This window comes from Sinomicrobium weinanense (assembly GCF_018863395.1).
GTDB classification, from domain to species: domain Bacteria; phylum Bacteroidota; class Bacteroidia; order Flavobacteriales; family Flavobacteriaceae; genus Sinomicrobium; species Sinomicrobium weinanense.
Genome location: NZ_JAHKRR010000005.1, coordinates 107,769 through 134,717, shown reverse-complemented (window position 1 = coordinate 134,717; position 26,949 = coordinate 107,769). Strand labels below are relative to the sequence as shown.

General features: G+C 47.2%; 13 protein-coding genes. 11 read left to right on the top strand and 2 right to left on the bottom strand.

Translation table 11 applies throughout. The features are described 5' to 3' along the window. Position 1: 1 nt before the first annotated feature. Positions 2 to 3,028: a SusC/RagA family TonB-linked outer membrane protein gene (locus KN811_RS15525; RefSeq protein WP_187966265.1), complete on the bottom strand. Its 3,027-nt coding sequence runs from the start codon at positions 3,026 to 3,028 to the stop codon at positions 2 to 4. A 360-nt stretch (positions 3,029 to 3,388) separates the two neighbouring features. On the opposite strand from KN811_RS15525, the gene KN811_RS15520 reads away from it, so the two are divergent. From KN811_RS15520 to KN811_RS15475, 10 genes are all read left to right on the top strand, one after another. Continuing rightward, on the top strand, positions 3,389 to 7,357 hold the full coding sequence (locus tag KN811_RS15520) for a hybrid sensor histidine kinase/response regulator transcription factor (RefSeq protein WP_187966264.1): 3,969 nt from the start codon (positions 3,389 to 3,391) through the stop codon (positions 7,355 to 7,357). 228 nt (positions 7,358 to 7,585) lie between these two features. Beyond that, the gene (locus KN811_RS15515) at positions 7,586 to 8,296 is read left to right on the top strand and encodes a FadR/GntR family transcriptional regulator (protein WP_187966263.1); all 711 of its coding nucleotides are present in this window, start codon (positions 7,586 to 7,588) and stop codon (positions 8,294 to 8,296) included. Between the two features lie 804 nt (positions 8,297 to 9,100). Beyond that, a complete protein-coding gene (locus KN811_RS15510) occupies positions 9,101 to 12,343 on the top strand; it encodes a SusC/RagA family TonB-linked outer membrane protein (RefSeq protein WP_187966262.1) in 3,243 nt (1,080 codons plus the stop codon). Positions 12,344 to 12,359: 16 nt separating this feature from the next. Next, positions 12,360 to 13,817: a RagB/SusD family nutrient uptake outer membrane protein gene (locus KN811_RS15505; protein ID WP_187966261.1), complete on the top strand. Its 1,458-nt coding sequence runs from the start codon at positions 12,360 to 12,362 to the stop codon at positions 13,815 to 13,817. Positions 13,818 to 14,064: 247 nt separating this feature from the next. Next, positions 14,065 to 15,249 carry a sialidase family protein gene (locus KN811_RS15500; protein WP_187966260.1) on the top strand — a complete coding sequence of 395 codons (1,185 nt, stop codon included), beginning with the start codon at positions 14,065 to 14,067 and terminating at the stop codon, positions 15,247 to 15,249. Between the two features lie 6 nt (positions 15,250 to 15,255). After that, on the top strand, positions 15,256 to 16,758 hold the full coding sequence (locus KN811_RS15495; RefSeq protein ID WP_187966259.1) for a LamG domain-containing protein: 1,503 nt from the start codon (positions 15,256 to 15,258) through the stop codon (positions 16,756 to 16,758). 531 nt (positions 16,759 to 17,289) lie between these two features. Further along, entirely contained in the window at positions 17,290 to 18,222 is a 933-nt protein-coding gene (locus tag KN811_RS15490) for a dihydrodipicolinate synthase family protein (RefSeq protein ID WP_187966258.1), read from the top strand. Between the two features lie 6 nt (positions 18,223 to 18,228). Beyond that, entirely contained in the window at positions 18,229 to 20,838 is a 2,610-nt protein-coding gene (locus tag KN811_RS15485; protein ID WP_216334885.1) for a sodium:solute symporter family protein, read from the top strand. 10 nt (positions 20,839 to 20,848) lie between these two features. Then, positions 20,849 to 22,324, top strand: coding sequence for a sulfatase (locus tag KN811_RS15480; RefSeq protein WP_187967511.1), 1,476 nt, complete (start codon positions 20,849 to 20,851; stop codon positions 22,322 to 22,324). Positions 22,325 to 22,342: 18 nt separating this feature from the next. Further along, a complete protein-coding gene (locus KN811_RS15475; protein WP_187967510.1) occupies positions 22,343 to 24,004 on the top strand; it encodes a sialidase family protein in 1,662 nt (553 codons plus the stop codon). A gap of 960 nt (positions 24,005 to 24,964) precedes the next feature. On the opposite strand, the gene KN811_RS15470 is transcribed toward KN811_RS15475, so the two are convergent. After that, on the bottom strand, positions 24,965 to 25,534 hold the full coding sequence (locus KN811_RS15470) for a sigma-70 family RNA polymerase sigma factor (RefSeq protein WP_187967509.1): 570 nt from the start codon (positions 25,532 to 25,534) through the stop codon (positions 24,965 to 24,967). 175 nt (positions 25,535 to 25,709) lie between these two features. Here KN811_RS15470 and KN811_RS15465 point away from each other — a divergent pair, with 175 nt between their 5' ends. Further along, on the top strand, positions 25,710 to 26,852 hold the full coding sequence (locus KN811_RS15465) for a FecR family protein (protein ID WP_187967508.1): 1,143 nt from the start codon (positions 25,710 to 25,712) through the stop codon (positions 26,850 to 26,852). Positions 26,853 to 26,949 lie beyond the last annotated feature (97 nt).

Genomic DNA, 26,949 nt, shown 5'->3' with positions numbered 1-26,949 from the left:
TTTAAAAGCCAAATTCTATTCCTAATGAATATGTTTTCACATTAGGGAAAGACCCGAAATCAACACCTCTCTGGAAAATATCGTTATTGCTGAATTCAGGATCGAGTCCATTGTATCTGGTGATGGTGATGATGTTCTGGGCGGACAGGCTGATCCTCGCCCTGTCGAAACCGATCTTGCCTAACAGTTCGGTTGGAACATTATATCCGATACCTATGTATTTCAACCTTGCAAAACTCCCGTTTTCGAGCCAGCGGTCACTATCCCCACGAGCATTGAGGGTAGTCCCCTTTACCACTCTCGGAAAATTGGTGTCCGGATTTTCCGGGGTCCAGGGCTGGATTCCCGAACGGTAGTTACTGTCGTCGTCAAACCGGTCTACGATACTTCTGAAGCCATTGTAAACGGTAGCCCCAAAAGAACCGATCCAGTTCATGGAAAAATCAAAATCCTTGTATTGTACACCGGCATTGAATCCCATTTCAAAATCCGGCCAGGGGCTTTCTACCACGGTTTTATCTTTATTGGTGATCTGCCCGTCGTCATTTACATCCTTAAAGCGAATATCCCCCGGCTGCGCATCGGGCATGATCACCTGGCCTTGGGAATTGGTATAATTATCGATTTCCTCCTGACTCTGGAACAGGCCATCGGTCTGCAATACATACCACATGCCCACCGGTTCCCCGGAACGTGTTATGGTATTGCCCTGAATACTTTCGTTTAAGCCGCTGCCCAGTGAGATCAGTTCGTTGCGAAGGGTGCTGAGGTTCAGGGAGGCATTAAAGCTGAGATCGTCATTGACTACCTGGTTATAGGCTGCATTAAACTCAAAACCCCTGTTTTCCACGGTTGCGGCATTAATGAGCGGGCTTCCGCCATCATTACCGGTGGTTAGGAGTATGGGAAATTCAAAAAGCACATTCTCCGTTCGGGCGATAAAGTAATCGGCCGTTAACTGGAGTCTGTTGTCGAACAATCCGAGGTCTATCCCGATATTGGTCTGTTTTAAGGTCTCCCAACGCAATTGGGAGTTGGCCAGTCTTACCTGGGTGGCAGAGGGATAAAGCGTTTGGCCGTCTCCAAGGGCAATAGCCCCGAAGGTGTTGATCAGCCCTATGTATTGGTAGTCGGGAATATCACCACTGCCCAATTCGCCATAACTCGCACGTAGTTTCAGGTCACTGATGGTTTCGGACCTGAAAAAACTTTCGTTGTTTAACCGCCATCCCAGGGAGACCGAAGGAAAGTTGGACCATTTGTTCTCATCGCTGAACTTAGAGGAGCCATCACGCCTCAGAACGGCGTTGAGCAGATAACGGTCGTCGTAATTGTACTCCAGCCTTCCGAGATAGGATATGAGGGTCGATTCATTGCGGAATCCGCCTACTATTCCCTGGTCTCCCAGGTCCAGGACATCGAAATATTCGCCTGTGTTGGGATTGACCAAAAGGTTTCTCTTGGTACCGTTTATTTGTTCATAGTTGTTTTTCTGGTAAGTGGTACCGGCGACCAGGGTAATATGGTGTTTACCAAACTCCTGGTCGAAAGTAAGGGTGTTTTCCAGGAGTTTGGTTTCGGATTGTGCCTTGTTCTGATTGGTGAAAGAAGGTTCGTAGGGCTGGTTCAGGGTCCAGTTCCCTTCGCGCCTCAAATACAAATAATCGTCAAAACTGGTTTCATAACCGAAATTAAACCGGTATTTAAGGAATGGAAACGGATCGATCTCTGCCCAGAGGTTTCCCCTGATCCTGAAGTTCTCGGTTTTCCGGTCGATGAGGTTTGCAATGGCCACCGGGTTTGCCGCAAAGGTGTTGGCTACTCCCTGTTTTCCGTATCCGTAGCCTCCCGGGTTTTCATCGTCGTACACGGGAATGGTAGGGAACAGGCGTATCACGTCGATAAAAGGGTTGCCCCTAAATGCTTCGGGGGCCCCGGTTTCTTCCGTTTTGGAGTTCGATAGGGCCAGATTTTCTCCGACGCTGAAGATGCCTTTGCGGCCACTTGTGTTTACACGGAGGGAGACCCGGTCGAAATCCGTAGAGATCACCGTTCCTTTGTTCCCGAAATAGTTGGTGGAAATAAAGTAGGAAGAATTGTCACCACCACCGGAAAAGCTGACGTTATGGTCCTGGATAAGCCCGGTCCTGAAAACTTCCTTTTGCCAGTCTGTATTTACATTGAGGTCGAGCTCCTGCCTGGAGAGCCCGGCATTGTCGTAGGCCATATTGTTGAGCCGTACAAATTCTTCCTGGCCGGCAAGGTCGTAACGGGGCACTTCGGTGAGGCTCATTTTGGAACTGGCACTGACCTTGAGCGGACCGCTTCTTCCCTTTTTAGTGGTGATGATCACCACGCCGTTGGCCGCTCTTGACCCGTATATGGCTGCTGCTGCTGCATCTTTAAGGATCTGGACCGACTCGATGTCGTTGGGGTTAAAGTCACGGTTTGCCGTGGTGATCAGGCCGTCAATAACATAAAGCGGATTGGCACTCTGCAGGTTTTTAAGTCCCCGGATCTCAATCCTGGCTTCCTGCCCGGGGCGTCCGCCACCACGGACATTTACCCCGGGGGCCAGCCCCTGAAGGCTTTCGGCTATCGTGGTGGTCTGCCGTTTCTGGATCTGATCGGATTTTACGATGGAGATCGCACTGGTCAGGTCCTTTTTCTGTTGGGTACCATAACCTACCACAACAACTTCGTCAAGAGCCGCGACATCTTCCTTTAATTGTACATGTATTACGGTTTGATTATTTACCGGGATTTCCTCGGTGCCAAACCCGACATAACTGAATACCAGTATGGCGTCTGAAGAAGCGGTAATGGAATAATTCCCGTCCATGTCTGCCGACGTCCCGGTATCTGTATCCTTGACCAGGACATTGGCAAAGGGGATGGGGGCGCCGTCCGGAGTGGTGATACTCCCGGAAACTTCCAGGGTGTCCTGTGCCTGTGCATTTTGCATAGGGAACACGGCCAGAAGTAGCGCGAATTTAAACCTGAAAACGAATGTTAGCATAGTTCTCATTAGCATTTCATTTTGAAATTTTTTGGATTTTGGTTGTGATGAAACAATTTGTAGAAATAATGTTTCTGCCCCGTCAATGTCATTGGCATCAAACAAAATTCCCGAAATTAACGATCAGTTAAGTTTTTACTTGTTATTTTGTTTATTGTTTAAAATTGTAAGTAAAATATTGGTGTATTGTCTTTTTCAAAATAGATTATTTTATTTCAGAAAGGAGCAGAGAAACTGTTTCAGTTTTTCTTCAAAAAAGCTCAACTTATCCGGTAGTTCCGCAAAAGGGTATATTTTGAAATGATTTGTAGAAGAATGGTACGATCTGTATGAGGAGGTTTTTATCAAAATGAGTTGATTTGTAGCATTATGAGAGGATTCTGGCTGGTTTTAATATGTTGTTTCTGCATCGGAAGGTCACAGGCCCAGACCTATGCTTTTAAGAAGCTGAGGGTCGAGGAAGGGCTTTCCCATAATTCCGTGATCTGTATGTTGCAGGACAACCGTGGTTTTTTGTGGTTCGGCACCAAAGACGGACTGAACCGCTATGACGGGTATAATTTTAAATTATTTCAGCACGAGCCGGGAGATGAAAAAAGTATAGGGAGCAATTTTATACGATGCCTCCACGAGTATGGCAATTATATCTGGGTAGGTACGGATATGGGATTATTCCGGTACGACGAACAAACCGAATCCTTTATCCTGATTGAAAGTACAAAGGACCGGCCTATCCTCGATATCGAGGGCGATGTAAAAGGGAACCTGTGGTTTATTGCGGGAGGTGATCTGCACAGGTTGAATATAAACGACCCGGACGGAAAAGAAGAAAAATTTAATCAGATCCATGCTTCCCTCCTTACGAGCAATATATCGGGAGAAGTGTTTGTCTCTGCCAGGGAAGGGTTTTACCAGTTTGTCCCGGACAACAATTCACTGAAGAAAATAGACCTGGTTAACCAGAATAGCCCCGACGAAGGATTTATTATTACGGCCATTTCTTCCCAGGGAAAGGATTCCCTGCTGATCGGAACGAAAAACCGCGGGCCCCTGCTTTATAAAAGGTCGGAAAAAAAACTGATCAGCCTGCTGGAAGAAAGTGAAAATCCGTTGTTTGTCCGGGATTTCCTGAAAAAGAACCAAAACGAACTCTGGATCGCCAGCGAGTCCGGGATTTATATTTACGACCTCCGGGACCATAGCTACCGGAATCTCAGGAAGGACTACAACAATCCGTATGCCCTGTCGGACAATGCGATATATGCATTGGTGCTGGACAAGGAACAGGGCGTCTGGATCGGCACCTATTTCGGGGGAGTCAATTATTATTCTAAACAGTATACACCCATTCGCAGGTATTTTCCTAAGGTCGGAGAAAATTCGATCAGCGGGAATGCTGTTCGCGAGATCGAAAAAGACCGTTTTGGCCACCTCTGGATCGGGACCGAAGACGCCGGCCTGAACCGGTTTGACCCCGAAACCGGAAAATTTATCAATTACACTACCGTAGGTGAAAAGGGAAATCTGGCCAACTACAACATCCACGGTTTGCTGCCGGTCGGGGACAAACTGTGGATAGGGACCTTTGAACACGGCCTCGATATCATGGACATCAATTCCGGAAAAGTTGTTAAGCATTTTGGTACGGGAGAGGACGAAGGCAACCTCCGGAGCGATTTTATTTTCTTTATTTACAAGACCAGGGCCGGGGATATTTATGTGCTTACTTCATCCGGAATTTATCAATACCTGCCGGAAAAAGATACGTTCAAGGTGGCAGAAGGTTTCCCGGAAGTTTTTCATTATACCTGCTTTATCGAAGACCATAACGGAGTATTCTGGGCCGGGACCTATTGGGACGGATTGTATTATTACAACCCGGCGACCAATGACAAGGGGTTTTACAGGTATGACCAGAACAACCCCAACAGCCTTAGTTCAAACGTGATCAACGGCCTTTTTGAAGATTCCGGGAACAGGCTTTGGATCACTACCGAAAACGGCCTTAATCTTTTTCAGGAAGATACCAATAACTTCAGGAGGTTTACCAAAAAAGACGGCCTGCCCACCAATGTCACTTATTCCATACTCGAAGACGATAATAAAAACCTTTGGATCAGCTCGTCAAACGGGCTCCTCGAATTTGACCCGGAAGCAGAGGTGTTCAATGTCTATACAAGGTCTAACGGATTGCTGAGCGATCAGTTCAATTACAGTTCTGCATTCAAGGACGAGGATGGGGAGATGTATTTCGGCGGGGTCAGCGGGTTGATCAGTTTTAATCCCGATAAGTTTGTCCGTAATGATTTCCGGTCCCCGGTTTACATCACCAATATTCAGGTAAATAACAAGGAAGTGCCGGTGGGCGGGGAGGATTCCCCTTTGGAAAGGTCCATTTCATTTTCGGAACGGATCGTCCTTGACAATAAGCAATCGACCTTTAGCCTGGAATTTGCCTCCCTGAGCTATACCACTCCCGAAATGGCCCAATACTGGTATAAACTGGAAGGCCTGAACGATCAGTGGGTTGCCCTGGGTAAAAACCACGAGGTGAGGTTTACCGAATTGCCTCCCGGAAATTATACCTTTAAGGTAAAGGCGCTGAACAGCCAGGGGGCCTGGAGCGATGAAAGCAGCCTGGCAATAGAGGTTTTGCCCCCGTTCCTGGGCAGTAATACCGCTTATGCCCTCTATGCCATATTGCTCCTGCTGTTGGTTTATTTGCTGTTGCGTTATTATCATCGGTACACAAAAAACAAAAGCAACAGGAAGATCCACGAGCTCGAAAACGAAAAGGAAAAAGAGATTTACGAAGCCAAAATAGAGTTTTTTACCAATATTGCCCACGAGATCAGGACACCCTTAACACTGATCAAAAATCCTTTGGAAAAGTTGCTTAAGCGGCAATATAAGTCCCCTGAGATCCCGAAAAACCTGGGGATCATGGAAAAAAACACCGCCAGGCTCATCAACCTGGTCAATGAACTGCTGGATTTCAGGAAAACCGAGATGAAACATATGAAACTGAGTTTTGTGGAGGTGAATATCAGCGATATCCTGGAAGAAACTTATATTCGGTTCAGCCAGCTTATCCAGGACAGGAGCCTGCATTTCGATCTCATCAAAGACAAGAACGACGTCTATGCTTTTGTCGATGAGGGGGCCATAAAGAAAATATTCAGTAACCTGTTCATCAATGCCATAAAGTATTCCGAAAGCCGTGTGCAGGTATTTCTCAGTACGGACGAAACGGAATTTCAGATCAGCATAGAAAACGACGGCCAGCTGATCCCTACCCACCTGAAGAAACGTATATTTGAGCCGTTCTTCAGGCTTCCCGGGGAGGCGGAAAATCCGGGAACAGGGATCGGGCTTTCCCTGGCCCATTCGCTTACCGAATTGCATCATGGTAAACTTTATATCGATGAAGAAAGAAGGGCTGTGAATACGTTTATCCTTAAAATACCGCTTCATCAGGATGAAGAATTCAAAACCATAGGCAGTGACCATGAACGGATGAGCGCTCCCGATCCGAAAACACAGCGGCCGGGTTTTGAAAAGCAGGCCCCTTTGATCCTGATAGCCGAGGACAATAAAGAACTTGCTAATTTTATGTATGGCGAATTGTCTGAAAATTATAATGTGATACAGGCCGGAAATGGCAAGGAAGCATGGGCTGTGATCTCCGACCGTGAAGTGGAGCTGGTCATTAGTGATGTGATGATGCCCATATCAGACGGGATCCAGTTGTGTAAACGCATAAAAGGAGATGTAGAGACCAGTCACATTCCGGTGATCCTGCTCACGGCCAAAAGTGCCCTGAATGCCAAGATCGAAGGCCTGGAGTCGGGGGCCGATGCCTATATTTCAAAACCGTTTTCCATGAACCATTTAGAGGTGCAGATCTCTAACTTGCTGAAAAACAGAAAAACCATACTGGGGCATTATTCGAGTTCCCCGCTTGCACATTTGAGATCGCTGGCCACATCGAATACCGACAAGACCTTTTTGTCCAAACTCGATAAGGTCATTGACAAAAACCTTAACGATCCGGACCTCAATATCGATATGCTGGCCAAACACATGTATATGAGCCGCTCCACACTTTACCGCAAGATCAAGGATATTTCAGACCTATCGCCTTATGAATTAATAAACATGAGCAGGCTTAAAAAGGCTGCCGAATTACTAAAGACCACCAACCTCAAGATCTATGAGATCTCCGAAAAAGTAGGCTATAAGTCCCAGACGAGCTTTGGAAGGAATTTCCAGAAGCACTTCGGGATGACACCCACAGATTATGCCCAGGATGGTTCGAAGGAAAATAAAAAGGTATAGTTAAGCATAAGGGATAACAGTAACTTTATTATATTTCGTTGATAATTAATGTTTAAGATATTCGAAGTGTATAGTTGGAATGCTCCGGTACCTCTAAAAAACAGCACTGAAACTGTTCGCCAGAGCACGTGTATACAAGGTTTGTAGGACAGGGCATGAGCCTCTATAATGAAAAGTTACTTATATTTGTACTACATAAGGACTTTTTAACGATCTAAGTTTTAACAGATGATAGAAAAAAAGAAGGGATCCGGGGATACAAACCTGCAACCATTGGAGAAGATCTCCATGACAGACAGGGTAGAGAACCGTCTGGGCGAGTATTTTAAGAGTCAGGGGCTGGTTCCCGGAGACCCTATTCCCAAAGAAATGGAAATTGCGGAGGCTCTGGGAGTAAGCAGGAATGTGGTCCGGGAAGCACTGAGCAGGTTTAAAATGCTGGGCATGATCGAAACGAGGAAAAGACGGGGTATGGTCATGGCCCAACCGGATATCTTAAATTCACTGGAGCGGGTACTCGACCCGTATATCCTGGACAGTCATGCCCGGAAGGAAATTTTCGAATTACGGCTGGTGCTGGAAATGGGCCTGGCTCACCTGGTGTTCGCCAGAATAAAGGAAGAGCAGCTATCGGAACTGGAAGAGATCGTTCAAAGAGAAATCAATGCCAAATCGGTGAAGGAAAGAGTGCAATGCGATATAGATTTTCACGCTACATTATACAAAATAGCAGGGAATGATATTCTGGGGCGTTTTCAAAAATTATTACTTCCGGTATTTGACTACGAGCTGTCTTACGAACTGAAACTCAAAGACAAAGTTTCCCAGGGAAAGGTCACCCATCAGGGACTGTACGAGATATTAAAGACAGGCACGCCGGAAGAATTTCAGTCGGCCATGTACGAACATCTGAAGCCGCATTTCGATACCATTGCATAAACTTTTTCTTCTTTTTCCCAATATCATTTGGTTAAGGTCATAGATAATAAATGTATCACCCTTTCAGGGTTTAGAATCTCTTTAATGCCCTTGGTTCTATAAAAATGTCAGCCATTCAGGCTTTTATAAATCCCGAAGGGATGACATAATTATAGATCAGGAACGGTAAGACAATACATAAACCCCGAAGGGGTGGCATAATTTGCTAAACCAAATGACATTGCCCTTATCCCTCCGGGAAATAGTCGACATTTCTTTTATGGATACCAGGAAACAGTGCAGATCCCCAAACTCGGGGAAGGGGCCTCTTCTGAAAGGTCTTATCCGTCATGTCGAAACAACCCTTTGGCTTTAGTTTATCCTGAGCCTACCTGCACTGAGCCCTTCGGTAAGCTCAGGATAAACTAAAGTCGAAGTGCCGAAGGGCTCAGGGTGACAGTCCGGAATGACGGTTTCATGACTTCTGAGACAGTCCCGATTTAAAACCTGTGTTTTCAGATACTCCCTATTATAAACAAGCTCATAATTTCAGCCATCATATTACATATTTTCCGTACTTCAAATTGTGATATATTCCTCATAAATATCATTTTGACAATATTTTAGCGTTTATTCTGACTATATTTTTGTCTGAATATGATAATATTTTGGTTTATTGATTTTTTTTATTTTTATTTGTCCTACATAATTACATAACTACTTAATTTAAATTATGAAATGAGCCGTAGCAGATTTGTTGATATCAACCGATATGTTCATTGGCGAATTACATCTGACCATTAAAAAACACATAAAAAAGAACAGATGAAACGATTACTCCACCCAAAAATTTTGACGACTTTGACACTTGCCGTTTTTTCCCTGTCATCGATTGTCGCCCAAAACCAGCCTATCACCGTTGGTGGTAAAGTTTTAGATGCGGAAACGGGTTCCCCTCTTCCCGGGGTTTCCGTTTTTGTAAAGGGGACAACTGTTGGTATTTCCACCGATTTTGACGGCAATTTTTCGCTGGATGTTCCTTCAGAGCAGTCGGTACTGGTTATGCAGTTCCTGGGATATGCTTCCCACGAACTGGTTGTCGGAGACCAGCGCAACTTTGATGTAAAGCTGAAACCCGATGTTAGTGCTCTGGACGAAGTAGTTCTTATCGGTTATGGAGAGCAGTCCCGGTCTACCGTAACCAATTCCCTGTCGCTCATAGACGACCAGGAAATGCAAAAAGCACCCGGTGCCAACCCGCTTTTGCAATTACAGGGAAAAGTTGCCGGTCTCTCCCTCCAGGTACAAAACGGTCAGCCGGGGGCCAATCCGGAGATATTTATACGGGGAGGTTCTTCCACATCACCGGAAGACGACTCGCCACTGTTCATTGTTGACGGTATTGTCGGGGCCATGCGCAATATCAGCGATCTCAACCCGGACGATATCAAATCCGTACAGGTGCTGAAAGACGCCGCATCTACCGCGATCTATGGGGCCAGGGCAGCAAACGGTATCATTATCGTCGAGACCAAGTCCGGTACGGCCGGGAAAACCAGGATCAACCTGCGCTTCACCAGCGGTGTGGACACGCAACAAAAAAGCCTCCCGCTGTTAAATGCCAGGGATTACGTATACCTCACCCGAAAGAATACCGATCAGTTCAACACTACCAATCCCGATTTCTTTCTCACCGGAGGAAGATATGGGATGTCTACCGGAAACCCCAGGGACTCCAAGAATACCCTGGAGTTTTTGGACGTATACCTGGGAGAGTACGGCCAGGAATATGTAGCCGACCTTATTAACAATCAGGGATGGGAGACCATGGAAGATCCCGTGACCGGAAAAAAACTGATCTTTCAGGACAACAATTACCAGGATGCTACATTCCAGACCGGTTACAGGCAGGAAGTAGACTTTGACATCAGCGGGGGAAGTGAAGACATCACCTATTATTTTGGCCTGGGATACCTGAACCAGGAAGGTATTGTGAGGGGAACAAGCTATAAGAATTACAATGCCCTTTACAAAGGTACCTTCCGGTTAGGCGATGCCTGGAGCTTAAACGCAAAGGCCAGTCTCCAGATAAGGGATGCCAATGCCCCCAATAACTATCAGTGGGTACTGGCCAGAAGTGTTCTTATGCCCCCTACATATAGAAAATACTACGAAAACGGATTGCCCGCACCCGGGGAAGGGATCTCCTCATTCCGGAACCGGCTGCACGAGATCTACTATAAAACCAAATATAATGATATCAATGTATACAGGACCACTTTCCAGCTCGGAGGGGTCTGGCAGATCAGCCCGGGACTGCAATTTGCACCTACGGCTTACTATTTCAGTACCGAAGGGATAGAAAATTATTTTGAAGCCTATAACGAAACCGTGACCAATCGTCCTGCTTCTGCCAGGCACAATCTCGACCGCCATTTACAGTTCGATGCCCTGCTTACTTATGACAAGGAATTCAGGGGATCGCATTTTCTCAATGCCGTACTGGGAACCAGCTATAACCACGATTATGAATACAGGATGAGAGGCAGTGGAAGAGAGGCGCTCACCGATCTCATTCCCACGTTAAATGCCACATCCGAAGAGACACAGCGGGTTTCCACAACCAAATCCTACGATGCCATACTGAGCTTTTTTGGCCGGGCCAACTACCATTACGACCACAGGTATATGTTGTCCCTCAGTGCCCGGTATGACGGGTCGTCCCGCTTTGCCAAAAATAATGAATGGGGATTTTTCCCGGGGATCTCCGCAGGATGGAATATTCATAATGAAAAATTCTTCAGTCCCCTTACCCAGGTTATTTCCAATTTAAAGCTCAGGGGAAGCTGGGGAAAAACGGGAAATAACAGCCTTAGTATTTTCGATTCCAGGGGTAAATATTCTACCGGTTATATGTACGACGGCAACGTAGGCATACTGAATACCACCCTGATCAACGACGACCTGATCTGGGAGGAGACCGTCTCCTTTGATGTGGGGCTCGACCTCGGCCTTTTTAACAATCGCGTAAATTTTTTGATGGACTACTATGATAAACGCACCTCGGAGCGCCTGTTCGATAAACCGCTGTGGTCTTCTACCGGGTTCAGTTCCATAAAAAGTAATTTCGGGACCATCCGGAACCGGGGATTTGAGGTAGAATTAAGTGCTACCCCCGTTAGAAACGACCATTTCTCCTGGGATCTGAGCATGACCTTTGCCTATAACAAGGCATCTGTAATAGAACTACCGGAAAACGGGGAGGACAAGAACCGCATAGACGGAAATTTTATATACGATCCTGCCACCGGCCAGGAGATCAAGGTCGGAGGCCTGGCCGAAGGTGAACGGTTCGGTGGGCGATGGGCCTTTAACTACCAAGGCGTATACCAGACAGACGAAGAAGCCAGCACCGCACCCCGGGACCTGAACGCATCCGGAAGGACAAAGACCGCCGGTGACGCCATATTCGAGGACCGGAATGACGACGGTGTCCTGGATAACCGCGATATGGTGTTCATGGGGTATATCCGCCCCGATAAGACGGGGGGCATCGTCAATCAGTTCAACTACAAAGGCTTTACCCTGAGGCTTGTGGCCGACTGGGCCATGGGTCATGTCATAGACAATGGTTTTAAGTCCAGGGTCATGGGCAGTGCCCGTAACAATAATAACGCATTTAAGGAAGCGCTTACGGAAAGCTGGCAATACGAAGGCCACGATGCCAAATATCCCAGGTACAACGTGCAAAGTGATTACGATTACAATTTCAGGAACCACAACAGGTGGGATTACCAGATCGGAAACAAGGATGGAGGCAGTAACAGCAGCCTTTATTACAGTAAAGGTGATTTCCTGGCCTTCCGCGAAGTCTCCCTGAGTTACCAGTTTCCCACAGACATGATGAACAAGCTGAATTTATCCGGGCTTGAGCTTTTTATAGGCCTGTACAACCTGGGCTATATTACCAGTTATGACGGATTAATGCCCGAAATATATTCCGGACGGGATTACGGGACCTATCCGAGGCCCAGACAGCTCAATGTGGGCGCAAAAATTTCTTTCTAATCCAAAATTTTGATTTATGAAAAGAACAAAACATATACTGCTGATCGTGTCTGTCCTGATCCTCGGAGGCTGCGAGTTGACCGAGGTCGATACCATCTCTGACATTACCAACGATCAATACTGGAGCTCACAGGGAGATGTGGAAAGCTATCTTTTCGGTATCTACAACAAGTTCCGCGACACGCAAAACTCTACCTACTATTTCGAAGATAGGGGAGATACCTTTGTCCCCGGGCTGGAAGCAGGCTTGTCCACTGCCTGGAATCAGAACCTGAGCCCGCAGAACGCCCCCAACTGGCTAACGTTCTATAACCTTATTCACCACTGTAATTTACTGCTCAAACATTCGGCAGATATAGAATTTCAGAAAGCGGAGGACAGAAACCAGATCGTGGCGGAAACCTATTTTATCCGGGCCTTCACTTACTTCACCCTGCTGAAGTCCTGGGGAGATGCCCCCCTGGAACTCGAACCCACAGAAAGCGCTTCCAAACCCCAGCTTCCCCGGGCCCCGAAAAATGAGGTCATGGCCCAGGTCCTGTCAGATATCGATATGGCCCTGGAGCTGTTTCCCGGTGATGGACTGGTCAGTAAAAGCAGGGCTTCCAGGGCCGCAGCACATGCCCTAAGGGCGGATGTACTGCTGTGGAAGGCAAAAGTCCTGGGAGGAAGCGATGCCGACCTTGAGGCAGTGATCGCCAGTGTCGATGCCGCCAGTGCAGGGGTTAGCCTTGAACAGGACTTTGCAAAGATCTATGATACGGAAAACAAGAACGGACCGGAGGTCATTTTTTCCCTGCATTTTGATTTTGAGGAAAAGTCAGGAAACGAGGGTGACGACCTTAGCCATTACAGTAAAAACCTTAAACCAAGGGATATTTTTGTCCAGGACGCTGTAAATTTTGACGATATCCCTTACGCCCGGAGCGGAGCCCGGAGCGGTTACGCCCCATCCCCGAAGCTCGAAGCTGCATTTGATGAAAACCCCGACGACATCAGGAAGGACATTTCCATTATTGAAGCCATTGCTGAAGATAATTCCGTGATCGGTGTTTTTGACAACAAAATGAGAGGGACGGTCGTTACCGAAAACCGTGAATACGACTCCGATATTATTGTGTACAGGTTGGCCGAAATGATCCTCTTCAGGGCCGAGGCGCTGGCCGCACTCAACAGGACAGGAGAAGCAGTGGCCGAACTCAATAAAATACGCAACAGGGCACAGATCGGGAACTACAATGGAGATATGGGAAAAAATACTGTGGAATACGAGATCCTCAAAGAAAGGTTCAGGGAACTCTACCTGGAACTGAAAAGATGGCCCGACCTCCTCAGGTTTCACTATGCCGGTACCATTGATGTTTATAGTGAAGTGCCCAACCTGTCCGGGACAAATGTGCCGTTGTATTTCCCCATACCGGTAGTCCAGATCGACAGGAACCCCAACTTAAAACAAACCGAAGGTTACGAATAATATTATTGAGTGATGCCATAGATGATATCCGTATTAAACTCACAATCAAATGATAAAACATCTGCAAACTCGTAAAATGAATGAGTATTTCAAAAGAGCTTGACTTTGTGCCTGCTTTGTGGTCTTTGCGGTTATCCCTGTCACGGGCCTTATTTTATCACAGAGACTCACAAAGCGGGCACAGAGAAACACAAAGTATTGTATAGAAATTAAATGTATAACTCGATAATATTAAATACCCGATGTAATGAAAACAAAACGAATAATTTGCCTGTTGTACAGTTGCCTGGCCATATTGTGTTCGCTTACAGCCTGCGGAAGTGACGATTCTGGCCCGGAAATTAAAGACCCGGTAGACCAGCCCGACGACGACACTCCTCCCGAAGATGACGGGAGAACACTGGTCTATGAAGAAGGGACCAACGGCTACCAGGTATACAGAATACCTGCCATGGCCAAAACCACTGAGGGCACCCTACTGGCTTTTGCAGAGGCCCGGAAGTTAAAAAGCAACGGCGATTCCGGGGATATTGACCTCGTTGTCAAATCCTCGCCGGATAACGGGAAGACCTGGAGCGAGATGCAGATCATATGGGATGAAGGACAGAACACCTGCGGCAATCCCGTACCCATTATAGATATCGAAACCGGGAGAATACACCTCTTAATGACCTGGAATCACGGCGATGACGACTGGGGGGACCTTAGCTCCGGAACCGGGGTAGACACCCGGAGGGTATATTACACCTGGTCCGATGATGACGGTAAAAGCTGGACTTCCCCTGTGGAGATCACCTCGTCCGTCAAGGACGAAAGCTGGGACTGGTACGGCACAGGGCCTGTTCACGGCATACAACTTCAGAAAGGGGAACACAAGGGAAGGCTGGTCTCTCCCAATTACTTTACCACCCGCAGGAATGGCAAAGCAGAGACCTATTCACACATTATTTATTCCGACGACCACGGCGCAACCTGGAAATCCGGAGATCCAGCCCCGAAGGCCCAGGCCGGTGAATGCACTGTTGCCGAACTGGAAGACGGGTCGCTGCTGCTGAATATCAGAACAAGTTCCGTAAAGGCGCGGCAGATCAGCAGAAGCAGTGACGGCGGGATGACCTGGTCCGAACAGGAAACCGTATATGCCCTGACCGATCCGCATTGCCAGGGAAGCATGGTTACATCAGATACCGATCCGTACAGGCTGTTCTTTGCCAATGCTTCAAGTACGGAACGGGTGAACATGACACTGAAAATGAGTGAAAACAACGGAGAGTCCTGGAACAGGCAAAAGCTGATTTATTCCGGTCCTTCCGCATATTCCGACCTGGTGATGCTATCGGATACGGAAGTGGGTATTTTATATGAAGGAGGAGAAGGCCGCCCGTACGAAAGTATTGTTTTTGAGATTGTATCCGTAGAAGACCTTAAATAAAAAAACATGAAAACAAGACCAACCTTATTGATATTGACGATACTTACAGGCCTCTTTGTGTTTTTGGCCTGTGATGATGACGACCAAATGCCCTTGCAGGCTGCTTTCGAAGCCGATACCGTAACCGTGGCTGCCGGGGATAGTGTAGTGTTCAGCGATAGATCTACCGGTGCACCTGCCACCTGGAACTGGACCTTTGAAGGAGGCGACCCCTCCACATCCGTGCTCTCTGCCCCCTCGGTGGTTTACAACGAGCCGGGAACATATTCCGTAACACTGGAACTCACAAACAACGGGGGCAGTGACAAGATCGTGAAAGAAGACTTTATTACCGTAACCTACGGCAGGCTCTCTCCCGATTTCAGCGCAGACAGGACCACGGTCCTGGCATCGGAAGAGGTGCAGTTTACCGACAAATCCACCGGGATTGCAGAGTCCTGGGCATGGGAATTTAAAAATGAGAACGGAGTAGTGGTTACTGCAACGGGGCAACATCCCGTAGTGACTTTTGAGGAGATCGGCACTTACAGCGCAAAACTTTCCGTTTCCAATCCGGAGGCTTCCGAAACCCTTACAAAAGAAGATTATATCACCGTCCTCGATCCTTTTTCCATCGAAGCAGATTTCACGGCAGGCAGCCGTGGCACATATTCGGGGGGGCAGGTCACTTTCGAGGACACTTCCGTAGGAACAGCCACATCCTGGTCCTGGACTTTCGAAGGCGGAACCCCGGCAGTGTCCACAGTGCAAAACCCTACGGTTACTTATTCCACCCCGGGCAAATACAAGGTTACGCTGACCGCATCCAATGAAAAAAATAGCTCTACCCTGGAAAAAGAAGCCTATGTAGTAGTCATTCCCGGCGAAAACCTCGCAGCCTATTATCCTTACGATGGCGATGCCTCAGATGCAGGCCCCAATAATATCGCGGCAAACAACATTGGCGGTATCACTTTTGACGGAACGGACAGAAGATCCGAAAATGCAGCGGTGTTCAACGGTTCAGGCGCCCTGGTGATCCCCGATAATCCGGCACTGAACTTCGGAACATCCGATTTTTCCGTGGCCGTATGGGTAAAAACAGGAAATAATTCCAAAATGATGGTCTGGCAGGAAAGCGGGGCCAACGGATCCCGTGATAACCAGGCCTGGATGAGGGTTGGCAACAATGACAAAGTGATCCAGTTCGCTGTTGAAGATTCCGGCGGAGGCGCTTTTCAGAGTGCGGAACAAGCCGACCTCCCCGGAGATATTTTTGACGGGCAGTGGCATCATATAGTCTGTGTCCGCAAGGGGTTGACTACCAGTCTCTTTGTTGATGGTGTACTGGTAAAACAGGGAGATGCCTCCTCAGTCAAGGAAGTGTCCAACGCACAGGATTTCAAAATAGGAGCACAGGAAGGCCCGCCCGGTGAGTACAAGACATTCTATACAGGTATGCTGGACGACCTGGTCATATACAACAAGGCCCTAACTGACGAAGAAATAGTATTTTTATTTGAACTGTAACCTATTAAAATAATTGCATATGATCAGAATGCCATAAAAACAAGGAAACATTTAGATTTCTTGTAATTTTTCCCAGCTCCTCCCTTTTGACAAAGGGAGGTGGTCCCGATCTTTGATCGGGATCGGAGGGTTAGAAAACCCTGACCCAAGGAAAATACAGACGTTTGAAAATAAGCTCCAAAATACGGAGCTGTCCAAAAAGTCTATATCCGTCATGCTGAACTAGCCTGCACTGAGTGCGGCTGAAGGTTTCAGCATCCCATAACACTGATCGGGCCGTCGGGATGGGACCCTGAAACAAGTTCGGGGTGACGTAAAAATTCCTTTTTGAACAGTCCCGAGTCCCTACCGGGATAGTTTGAGCACAAACGTGTAATTACAAAAAGTTTAGATCATTTTAAATTTAAAAACAATTGTTTTCATTGAGTTCTTTTAGTTTAGTTAATGGATTTCGGAACAGGGGGATATCCCTCTGTTTCGATACTCCTGAAAACGGGAAGAACGGCAAAGCAGATATACCAATATAACTTCATGAAATACCAAAAAACAAATTTTAACGGGCTGATCGCTGCAGGTTTTAGCCCGTTCCACAGGGATGGCTCTGTCAATGTAAAGGTTATTCCTGCCCTGGTTGACGATTTAATTAAAAAAGGAATTACAGGGTTTTACCTGATGGGGAGCACCGGCGAAGGCCTTTTGCTGAAAATTGCCGATCGTATACGGATCACCGAAGCCTATATAGAGGCCATTGACGGAAGGGTCCCGGTGATCGTAAATGTAAGTCATAGCAGCTATGCCATCAGCAATGACCTTACCAGGCATGCCGTAGAGACCGGGGCCGACGGGGTGTCTGCTACCCTACAATCCTATTATCCCATTACCAGCCTGAACCAGCTGATCTACGGGATCGAAAAAATAGCCGATAGCCAGGACAGTATTCCGTTTATTTACTACCATATTCCCGGAAAAACCGGGCTTAACTTTAAAATGCACCTCCTGCTCGATGAACTGGGAACCCGTTTGCCTCAATTGGGCGGAATAAAGTTTACCTCACCGGAGCTCAATGACTTTATGCTGTGCAGCCAGTTGCACGGCGATCGTTACCAGATGCTCTTCGGTGTCGACGAACTGTTCTTACCTGCTTTGGCCATGGGAGCCGATACTTTTATCGGGAGCACTTATAATTTTATGCCGGCCGTTTACCAGAATATCATACAGGAGTATGGCCGGGGAAACCAACAAGAGGCCAATGAAAATTATTTTAAGGCTATCCGGGTCATAGACACCTTTTTGCAATACGATGGCCTGGCGGCTCAAAAAGCCATAATGAAAATGATCGGATATGATTTCGGAGACCCAAAATCACCTGTTTTGCCCCTGTCTTCCCAAAACTATGACCAATTGTATGCCGAATTGGAAAAACTGGGTTTTTTCCACGAACTGAAAACAACCCTCAAGCGATAATGAGATATGCGTTTCGTTAAACGATCATTTTTTTACAGCCTGTTTTTTGCCCTTCTTTTTCCTTTTTCCCTTTTCGCCCAGGGGAACAATAGTGATTTGGCCGTACAAATGGATATGCTCCCCGAATTCCCTCAACCGGGATATGCGGGGATGGTCGGGGGAATGCACAACGGGGTGATCATTGCCGCCGGAGGGGCCAATTTTCCGGAGGCACCGCCGTGGAAGGGCGGAAAAAAGGCCTGGAGCAGGGACATCCATGTGTTTAAAGACGGTAAATGGAAAACGTCAGAGGTCCGCTTGTCCGTTGCCCTGGCTTATGGGGCTTCCGTAAAGACACCGGACGGCATTCTCTGTATGGGGGGAAATAACGAAAGCGAAGTAAGCGACAAGGTCTTTTTGCTGCACTATGATAAGGGGGTAAAAATAACATCATGCCCCTCTCTTCCTCAACCATTGTTTGGCCTGTCTGCCGTTTTGGACGGGGGCTATGTTTATGCCATCGGGGGGCGGGACAATGATCGTACCTATGCTACCGTATACCGGTGGAAATACGGTACGGACCGGGCCTGGGAACGAATGGATGATTTTCCGGGTGCCCCGAGAAGCCAGCATTGCAGCGTAGTACAGGAAACCGGAAACAGCCGGAAGATCTATGTGGTGGGGGGACAGAATTTTGTTCGCGGAAAACCTACACAATTGCTCCAAACCTATCTCGGCTATGATCCGGATACCGGTGCCTGGAGCCGGGAAAAACCCGTTTTGATCAAAGGAGAACCACAAACCTTAATGGGAGGAACGGCAATGCCTGCCGGAAGTATGCACTTACTGATGCTCGGAGGGTCTGACGGAAAGCTATTCTCCCTGCTGGAAAAGCTGGACCGTCACATCCGGGAACTCCCTGCGACCGCTCCCGAAAGGGTACAAAAGATCCGTTGCCGTGACAGCATCCTGGAAAACCACCCGGGTTTTGGAAACCGCATCCTGGCATTGAACACCGTAACGGAAAAATGGTCGGTCCGGGATACCCTGCCCCGGCCATTGCCGGTCACCACTTTGGGGTTCCGGGAAAGCGACCGTTTTTTTATCGTTTCCGGCGAAGCCTCTCCCGGGATCCGGACACCCGGGGTGCTGGAATTACAATTATCCGGAAAACCGGCATCGTTCGGATGGGTAAATTATGCAATCCTGGGGCTTTACCTGCTGGTCATGGCCGCAATAGGGATATATTTTTCCCGGAAACAAAAGTCCACGGCCGACTATTTTAAGGGAGGAGGCCGAATCCCGTGGTGGGCGGCAGGGATCAGTGTTTTCGGCACGCTGCTCAGCGCCCTGACCTTTATGGCCATCCCGGCAAAGACCTTTTTGACGGACTGGTCGTATTTTTTTATCAATATCATGATGATCTGTATGGCCCCTTTTATCGCAAGGTGGTTTATTCCCTATTTCAATAAACTGAATATCACCACGGCCTACGAATTCCTGGAAACCCGTTTCAACTATACCGCAAGGGTCATAGGCAGCCTGTCTTTTATGTTCTTCCAACTGGGGCGGATAGGCATTATCCTGTTGCTGCCGTCACTGGCCATATCCATCGTTACCGGGATCCCTGTGGAAACAAGTGTGATCATCATGGGGGTTATATGCATTTTTTATACCGCATACGGAGGTATCGAGGCCGTGATCTGGACAGATGTGTTACAGGTTGTTATTTTACTGGGAGGAGCCCTTTTATCCATCGCCTGGATATTTATGCACACCGACCTGGGGCCTTACGAGATGTTTACCTTAGCCGAAAGCAGGGGGAAACTCAGGATGGCCGATATGGATCTCAGTTTCAGCGGATCAACGTTCTGGGTGGTGGTCCTCGGGGGACTGGCCTCAGCACTGATCACACAGGGCACAGATCAGACCGTGGTTCAGCGCTACCTGACGAGTGCTACGGTAAAAGACGCCAAACGCACCCTGTATACAAATGCTGTGATGACACTTCCCGCCACCATTATTTTTTTCGGTATCGGAACGCTGCTCTATATTTTTTATACACAGAAACCCGAAAAATTACCGTTGAATTTGTCCAATGGCGATTCTATTTTTCCCTGGTATATCGTTCAGGAACTGCCGGTCGGGATCTCCGGTTTATTGATAGCCGCCATCTTTTCTGCTGCCATGTCCAGCATCAGCAGCAGCCTGAATTCCACGGCAACAGTGTTCTGTAATGATTTCTACAAGCGTTTTGTACCGCAGACCTCTGATCTGGGGCTTTTAAAAATAGCCCGGGCAGGCACGGTGATCATGGGAGTTCTGGGGCTTTTACTGGCCCTTTGGATGGCTAATGCCCAGATAAAATCACTCTGGGACCAGTTTTTCAAATTCATCGGGTTCCTTACGGGAGGGCTGGGCGGGATGTTCCTCCTGGGGATACTGACTAAAAAAGCCAATACGGCGGGCACCCTGGCCGGGGTATTCCTTAGTGTACTCGTAACCTGGTATATAAGCCTGCATACGGATATTAACTTCCTCATGTATTCCTTTATCGGGGTGGTTACCTGTTGTGTATCCGGATATTTGCTGAGCCTGGTGTTGGGAAGATCCCTGGGCGGGAAATCAAAACCTTAAACCTGAAAAGATGGAATACACCATCCGCAAAACAATAATATTGATCACCGGCCTTTGCCTGTTTGCTTGTAAAAATGAAAAAGAGGATAAATCCGGCGACAAACCCAATGTGTTATTTATCGCTATTGACGATATGAACGATGATATTAACCTCCTGGGTACGACATATCATATTCAGACACCAGGCCTGGAAAAGATCGCACAACAGGGAGTACTTTTTACAAATGCCTTCTGTAATACCCCGGCATGTAATCCTTCCAGGTCATCAATATTGAGTGGCCTTTATCCCGCTACTACCGGAATATACGGTAATCAGACTGACTGGAGGGCAGCCATACCCGATGCCATTACACTTCCGGAATACTTTAAACAGAATGGTTATCTAACCATTGGGGCAGGAAAGATCTATCATCATCAAATGAACCATGCCTTTCACGACGATGGCGCCTTTGACGAGTTCCTGAAACTTCCCCGCTATCCGGACGATCCACCCCCGGAAAAGCTGAACGGGCTACCGGTATGGATAGGAGGAGACAGGGACGGAACCTCGACCAGCATTCCTTTTGATTGGGGAGCCAGAAGCTATGGTAAAAACCATCAACATCCGGATATAAGGACAGTGGACTGGCTGATTAAAAAACTCGATTCCATAGATGAACCGTTCTTTATGGGGGCCGGTATTTTCAGGCCGCATATGCCCAACTATGCGCCACAGGAATATTTTGATATGTACCCGGCTGACAGCCTGGTTATGCCGGCCCTTCGTAAAGACGACCTGAAAGACCTGCCGCAGGGAGCGCTGACCATGCTGGACGAAGGAAAACCTTTTATCTACAATACCATAAGAAAGGGAAGCCCTGACGGAAAGGATAAATACAAAGAAGCCCTGCAGGCCTATTATGCGTCCTGTACTTTTGCCGATGCCCAGATAGGTCGGTTGTTCGAGGCCCTGCAAAAAAGCAAACACGCCAAAAACACCATTGTCATAGTCTGGTCAGACCACGGATATCATCTCGGTGAAAAGGAACACTGGGAAAAATTTGTATTGTGGGACAAGGCAAATCATATCCCGATGATTATATCCGGACCCGGAGTACCGAAAGGTACCCGCGTGGATACTCCGGTAAGCCTGATCGATATTTATCCCACGCTCACTGAACTTTCGGGCCTGCCACAGAAAGCCGGCCTGGAAGGGAACAGCCTTGCCGGACTGATGAACGGAAAGGATACCATATATCCTCCTGTGCGTATGACTTACGGTTATAAAAACCATGCTGTGAGGGGCCGTAAATGGAAGTATATAAGCTATAACGATGGCACGGAAGAACTGTACAATATTGAGGAAGACCCGAACGAATGGAAAAACCTGGCGGGAGATCCTACATACGATAACATCAAGGACAGCCTCAGGGATTACCTGCCGTCTTTCAACAGATCACCCATGCCCGATATTGTTGTATCTTCCGGTGAACCCGGTACATATTAAGAAATAAAACATAGCATAATGAAAAACAGACTTTTAATCTTACTTTTTTTATACACCATCGTATCTTCCTGCAAAACGGCAAAAGAAGACATACAGATCCTGCAGCACCGGTTAGAATATCCCGTTTTAAAGTCCAGGCCGTATAACCACGTATTGCTGCTGGAAATCCAAAACCGGGATTCGCTGACACCGGTGAGGCTTTCCGGGGTAGACATTGACCTCTCCGGAAAAACCGTCCTCAGTGATATTGAAAGTATAGCACTTTATGCCGTAGGGGAAGAGAGCAGGTTTATTGCTAAAGACAGCCCCGTATTTGCCACGTCAGGCACCGTGACCCAGACAGTACATTTAAAAGGGGACATGCTCCTCGAAGGGGTGAAAAACTTTTTCTGGGTCTCTCTGAAACTCAAAAAAGAGGCCGATATCTCCCATAAAATAACCGTTTCGTGCGAAGCAGTGAAGATCGGTAACACACAGGTCCGGCCGGAACCGGTAGCTCCCGGGCAGTCAAAAATGCTGAATATGGGAGTGGCGGTCCGGAAACACGGCGATGACGGCGTACATACCTATCGCATTCCTTCTCTGGTAACAACCCGTAGCGGTACCCTGATCGCAGGTTATGACATGAGGTATGACAACGCAAGGGACCTCCAGGGAAATATCGACATCGGGATCAGCAGGAGCACAGACGGCGGAAAGACCTGGGGAGACCATAAGGTAGTCCTCGACCGGGGAGCCTGGGGAGGCCTTCCGGAAAAGTTCAATGGCGTAAGCGATGCCTCCCTGCTGGTAGACCAAACCACCGGCCGGGTTTTTGTCGCCGGATTGTGGATGCACGGCGTCCTGGACAAAAACGGAAACTGGATCACCGGGCTTAAAGAAAACAGCGATGCCTGGAATCACCAATGGAAAAACAAGGGGTCACAACCCGGGTTCGGCCTGAGGGAAACCTCTCAATTTCTCCTTGCTTCGAGTACCGACGACGGGCTGAGCTGGGAAGAACCTGTAAACATCACGGAAATGTGCAAAAAACAGGACTGGTGGCTATGGGCACCTGCCCCGGGAAATGGTATCACTACCCGTAATGGAACCCTGGTATTCCCTACCCAGGGAAGGGATGCCAGCGGAGAGCCGTTCTCCAATATTACCTTTAGTACCGATGGCGGCAAACACTGGGCCACCAGTACCCCGGCATATAAAAATACCACCGAATGTGCCGTGGTTGAACTGGCGAATGGCTCATTGATGCTTAATATGCGCGATAACAGGAACAGAAAAGAAAAAGGAGAAGCCAATGGCAGGGCAGTGGCCATAACCCGGGACATGGGGGAAACCTGGGCCGAACACCCTTCTTCACACGGTGCCCTGATCGAGCCCGTATGTATGGCTTCCCTGTATAAACATGAATATACGGAGGGAGGGAAGAAAAGGTCGATACTCTTCTTTTCCAACCCCAACGATAAAGAACGACGAAAGAACATGACGATCAAGGCAAGCCTGGACAATGGCAAAACCTGGCCGGAAAAATACTGGATATTGCTGGACGAAGGCTCCGGAAGAGGCTATTCCAGCCTCAGTTCGGTCGATAAAAACACCATAGGGATCCTCTACGAAGGCAGCCAGGCCGATATGACCTTTCAGGCGGTTGACATCGCTTTTATTATAAAAGATCAGCACTGATATGTTCAGGTTCTGATCGTGGCAGGATTCGAGCTTTTGACATTATTGTTTCCGGCTTTTATTGAAATGCTATGTATCGCTCATAAAATCTGCTTGTCTATAAAAATCCTTGAAAACACATCACAATATGGTCAGATCTGTCACTTTGGGTGGCTTTTCCAGGCCACTTCTTCCCGATATATTTTATTCGTATCCTCTACTTTAGCCTGCCTGAGAGTATAAGGTTAGGTGATCGTATTTCTATAAAATATACCCCACATTAAAATACCCAATACTCAACAAATTTCATCTCATTACGGATTTCCGTAAGAAAACGATAATTTCCTGCCTTACCTTGTCCCCACAGCCCTAAAAATGCTGATTGTAAGAAAAAAACTATCAAAAATAGCTTTTGTGTTAACAAAAAATCCCTTAGAGATAAGAAATAATCCCTCCCAGACAAGTTTTTATGAGTTCAACCCGGTAATTTGCAGCATTCTTTTTTAGGTATACGGGCTTTTTAAAACCGCACATCACGCCCATGACAGGTTAAACGTGAATTGATCTACCCCAACCCAGGCAACGGAGGAAGGAAAAACCAACCTTTATTGCAAACGGCCGTGAGTGAATCCCTGGCTTTTTAAGGCGTGATCGTATTTGTTTCTTCCACTCACGGCATTTTTTATCATTTCGGTCTGATGGTACAAAGTATTATAAGACCACCTGTTGTCAGTTCGAGACCTAACATTTTAGCAAACGTATAAATTGTAATGACGTTTCTGCGTCATTGCGAGCGAAGCGCTGCAATCTCCCCGCGGGTTTGCGCATGTCATCGAGGTATGCTGCCTGCCAGACGAGATTGCCACGTCACCTCCTTCGGTCGGCTCCTCGCAAAGACGCTTTTAGATGGGGGTTTTGGAAAATACATAAATCAATATTAACATGTCTTGATAGTGGACATTTTAAGTCACCAAAAGCGACTTAAAATGCCGTATCGAGAAGAATCTCCCATGCGGCAGAAGAAGCCAGGACAAACTGGTACAACAGATCTTCTTTACTTACTCTGGCCCTTAAAAAGACATAGGCCCTCTTGATCTGGGTTTTTACCGTATTTACGGAAATATTATAAGACTCGGCGATCTCCGAATAGCTCTGGCCGTGCATTACAGAAGAGATAAAGATCTCCCGCCTGCTCCGGGGCAATTGGTTTATCAGTTCAAACACTTTATTATAGGGGCATTGCGGGTCATAGGGAGCTTTTACTTCGTTTTCCTCTGCTATCAGGTCGCGAAGCAGGGATTGCTCTTTTTTAACATTCTTCAGGGAAAGCAGGCTTAAATTCTTTACAGCCCTGACCGCATAGGCCCGGAAAGAAATGTTTATGGAAACGGTATCTCTTTTCTGCCAGTAAAAAACAAAAAAATCCTGTACAATATCCCTGGCCGCATCCCTGTCTTTTAAAATTCCAAAAGCAGCAAGGCAAAGGAGATCGTAATTTTCTTTAAAAAGTTGTTCAATTTCAACGGTTTTTATGTCAGACTTCGCTTTCATTCAGGGGTTGGAGTCCATTTGTACAGGGGATTTCAGGGAAAATTAACAATTTTCAACTGAACTCAAAAAAAATGCGACCTAAAAAGAGTGTGTTGCGAAAAAAAATCAAAAAAAGATAATTTTTTGTCACCCTGTTTAACATATTTTATAACATATTATCAGAAACGATACGAATATGCTGCGAAAGGCACGGATAAAACAACTGCTGAAAAAACTTAAAACTTCTGGTGAGATAGCTCCGGAAGACCTCAGGGGCCTGACCGATGCTGAAAAGGAAGTGATCCGCACACTGTATGACGAAAACCTGGTGGACGAATCCCTGGATTTCCTGGAAAGCCTCAATACTGACCGGGAGTTGGAAAAACTGAAGAACAGGTTGAACATCCCTGAAACCCCGGTGATCCCGATGTGGAAATACCTGTTAAAATATGCCGCTGTCCTGGCCGGCGCTATTACTGTGGTGTATCTGTACCAGGTATTGTTTTCTTCGCCCCCGGAATACGGTATTGCCGAAGATGCCATAAAACTGAGAACTGGGATGGACAGGGAGATAAAGGTCATCGACCAAACCGGTAGCCAGCAATTCGTCTCTGCTTCTGGCGAGGTCATTGCGGAGCAGCAGGGGAACACCATTCGTTATAAGCCCGGTGCAAAAGTTGATGAACTCATATTTCACGAGCTTCATATCCCCTACGGGAAGATCTTTGAAGTCGAATTATCTGACGGTACACAGGTGCATTTAAATTCGGGGACCCGGATAAAGTACCCGGTGAAATTTTCGGATCCCCGGAAAAGAGAGGTCTTTATTGATGGAGAGGCCTATTTTAAAGTGGCCAAGGACAAAGAGCATCCTTTTCTTGTGCATGCCGATGCGGTAACGGTAAAGGTACTGGGAACGGAATTTAATATATCCTCATACCGGGAAGATGCAGAGGTTAAAACAGTATTGATAGAAGGGTCCGTAGCAATGACCAATTCATACAACACCGGCAGCAAGACCATACTGAAACCCGGGACCAAGGGTTCCTGGAACAGGACTTCGCATACCACCAGGACGGAAAAGGTGGATATTGAGCTGTATACAAGCTGGACCAAAGGCGAACTGGTTTTCAGGGAAACACCCTTCGAAGAATCCCTGGTAAAACTGGAACGCAAATACAATGTGACCATAGAGAACAGGAATCCCGGCCTGGCCCGCAAAAAATTAAATGCCAGGTTTAGTGTAGACGTCGAAAGTATATCGGATGTTTTGAAGTCGATCGGGGAGGTCTTTGCCTATAATTATGAAATAAAGGACCGCAAGATCGTAATTTATTAATCAAATAAAATCAGATGCCTATGATGTAGTGTTTTTTACCTGAAGGATTCACAAAAAATCGGGGAATGTTGGCGCCTTCCCCGATAGACTTAATAGT

Coding starts and splice junctions, on each gene's coding strand:
- KN811_RS15520 (WP_187966264.1), top strand. CDS start 3,389: ATGAGAGGATTCTGGCTGGTTTTAATATGTTGTTTCTGCATCGGAAGG.
- KN811_RS15495 (WP_187966259.1), top strand. CDS start 15,256: ATGAAAACAAGACCAACCTTATTGATATTGACGATACTTACAGGCCTC.
- KN811_RS15525 (WP_187966265.1), bottom strand. CDS start 3,028: ATGAGAACTATGCTAACATTCGTTTTCAGGTTTAAATTCGCGCTACTT.
- KN811_RS15500 (WP_187966260.1), top strand. CDS start 14,065: ATGAAAACAAAACGAATAATTTGCCTGTTGTACAGTTGCCTGGCCATA.
- KN811_RS15505 (WP_187966261.1), top strand. CDS start 12,360: ATGAAAAGAACAAAACATATACTGCTGATCGTGTCTGTCCTGATCCTC.
- KN811_RS15480 (WP_187967511.1), top strand. CDS start 20,849: ATGGAATACACCATCCGCAAAACAATAATATTGATCACCGGCCTTTGC.
- KN811_RS15485 (WP_216334885.1), top strand. CDS start 18,229: ATGCGTTTCGTTAAACGATCATTTTTTTACAGCCTGTTTTTTGCCCTT.
- KN811_RS15465 (WP_187967508.1), top strand. CDS start 25,710: ATGCTGCGAAAGGCACGGATAAAACAACTGCTGAAAAAACTTAAAACT.
- KN811_RS15515 (WP_187966263.1), top strand. CDS start 7,586: ATGATAGAAAAAAAGAAGGGATCCGGGGATACAAACCTGCAACCATTG.
- KN811_RS15475 (WP_187967510.1), top strand. CDS start 22,343: ATGAAAAACAGACTTTTAATCTTACTTTTTTTATACACCATCGTATCT.
- KN811_RS15470 (WP_187967509.1), bottom strand. CDS start 25,534: ATGAAAGCGAAGTCTGACATAAAAACCGTTGAAATTGAACAACTTTTT.
- KN811_RS15510 (WP_187966262.1), top strand. CDS start 9,101: ATGAAACGATTACTCCACCCAAAAATTTTGACGACTTTGACACTTGCC.
- KN811_RS15490 (WP_187966258.1), top strand. CDS start 17,290: ATGAAATACCAAAAAACAAATTTTAACGGGCTGATCGCTGCAGGTTTT.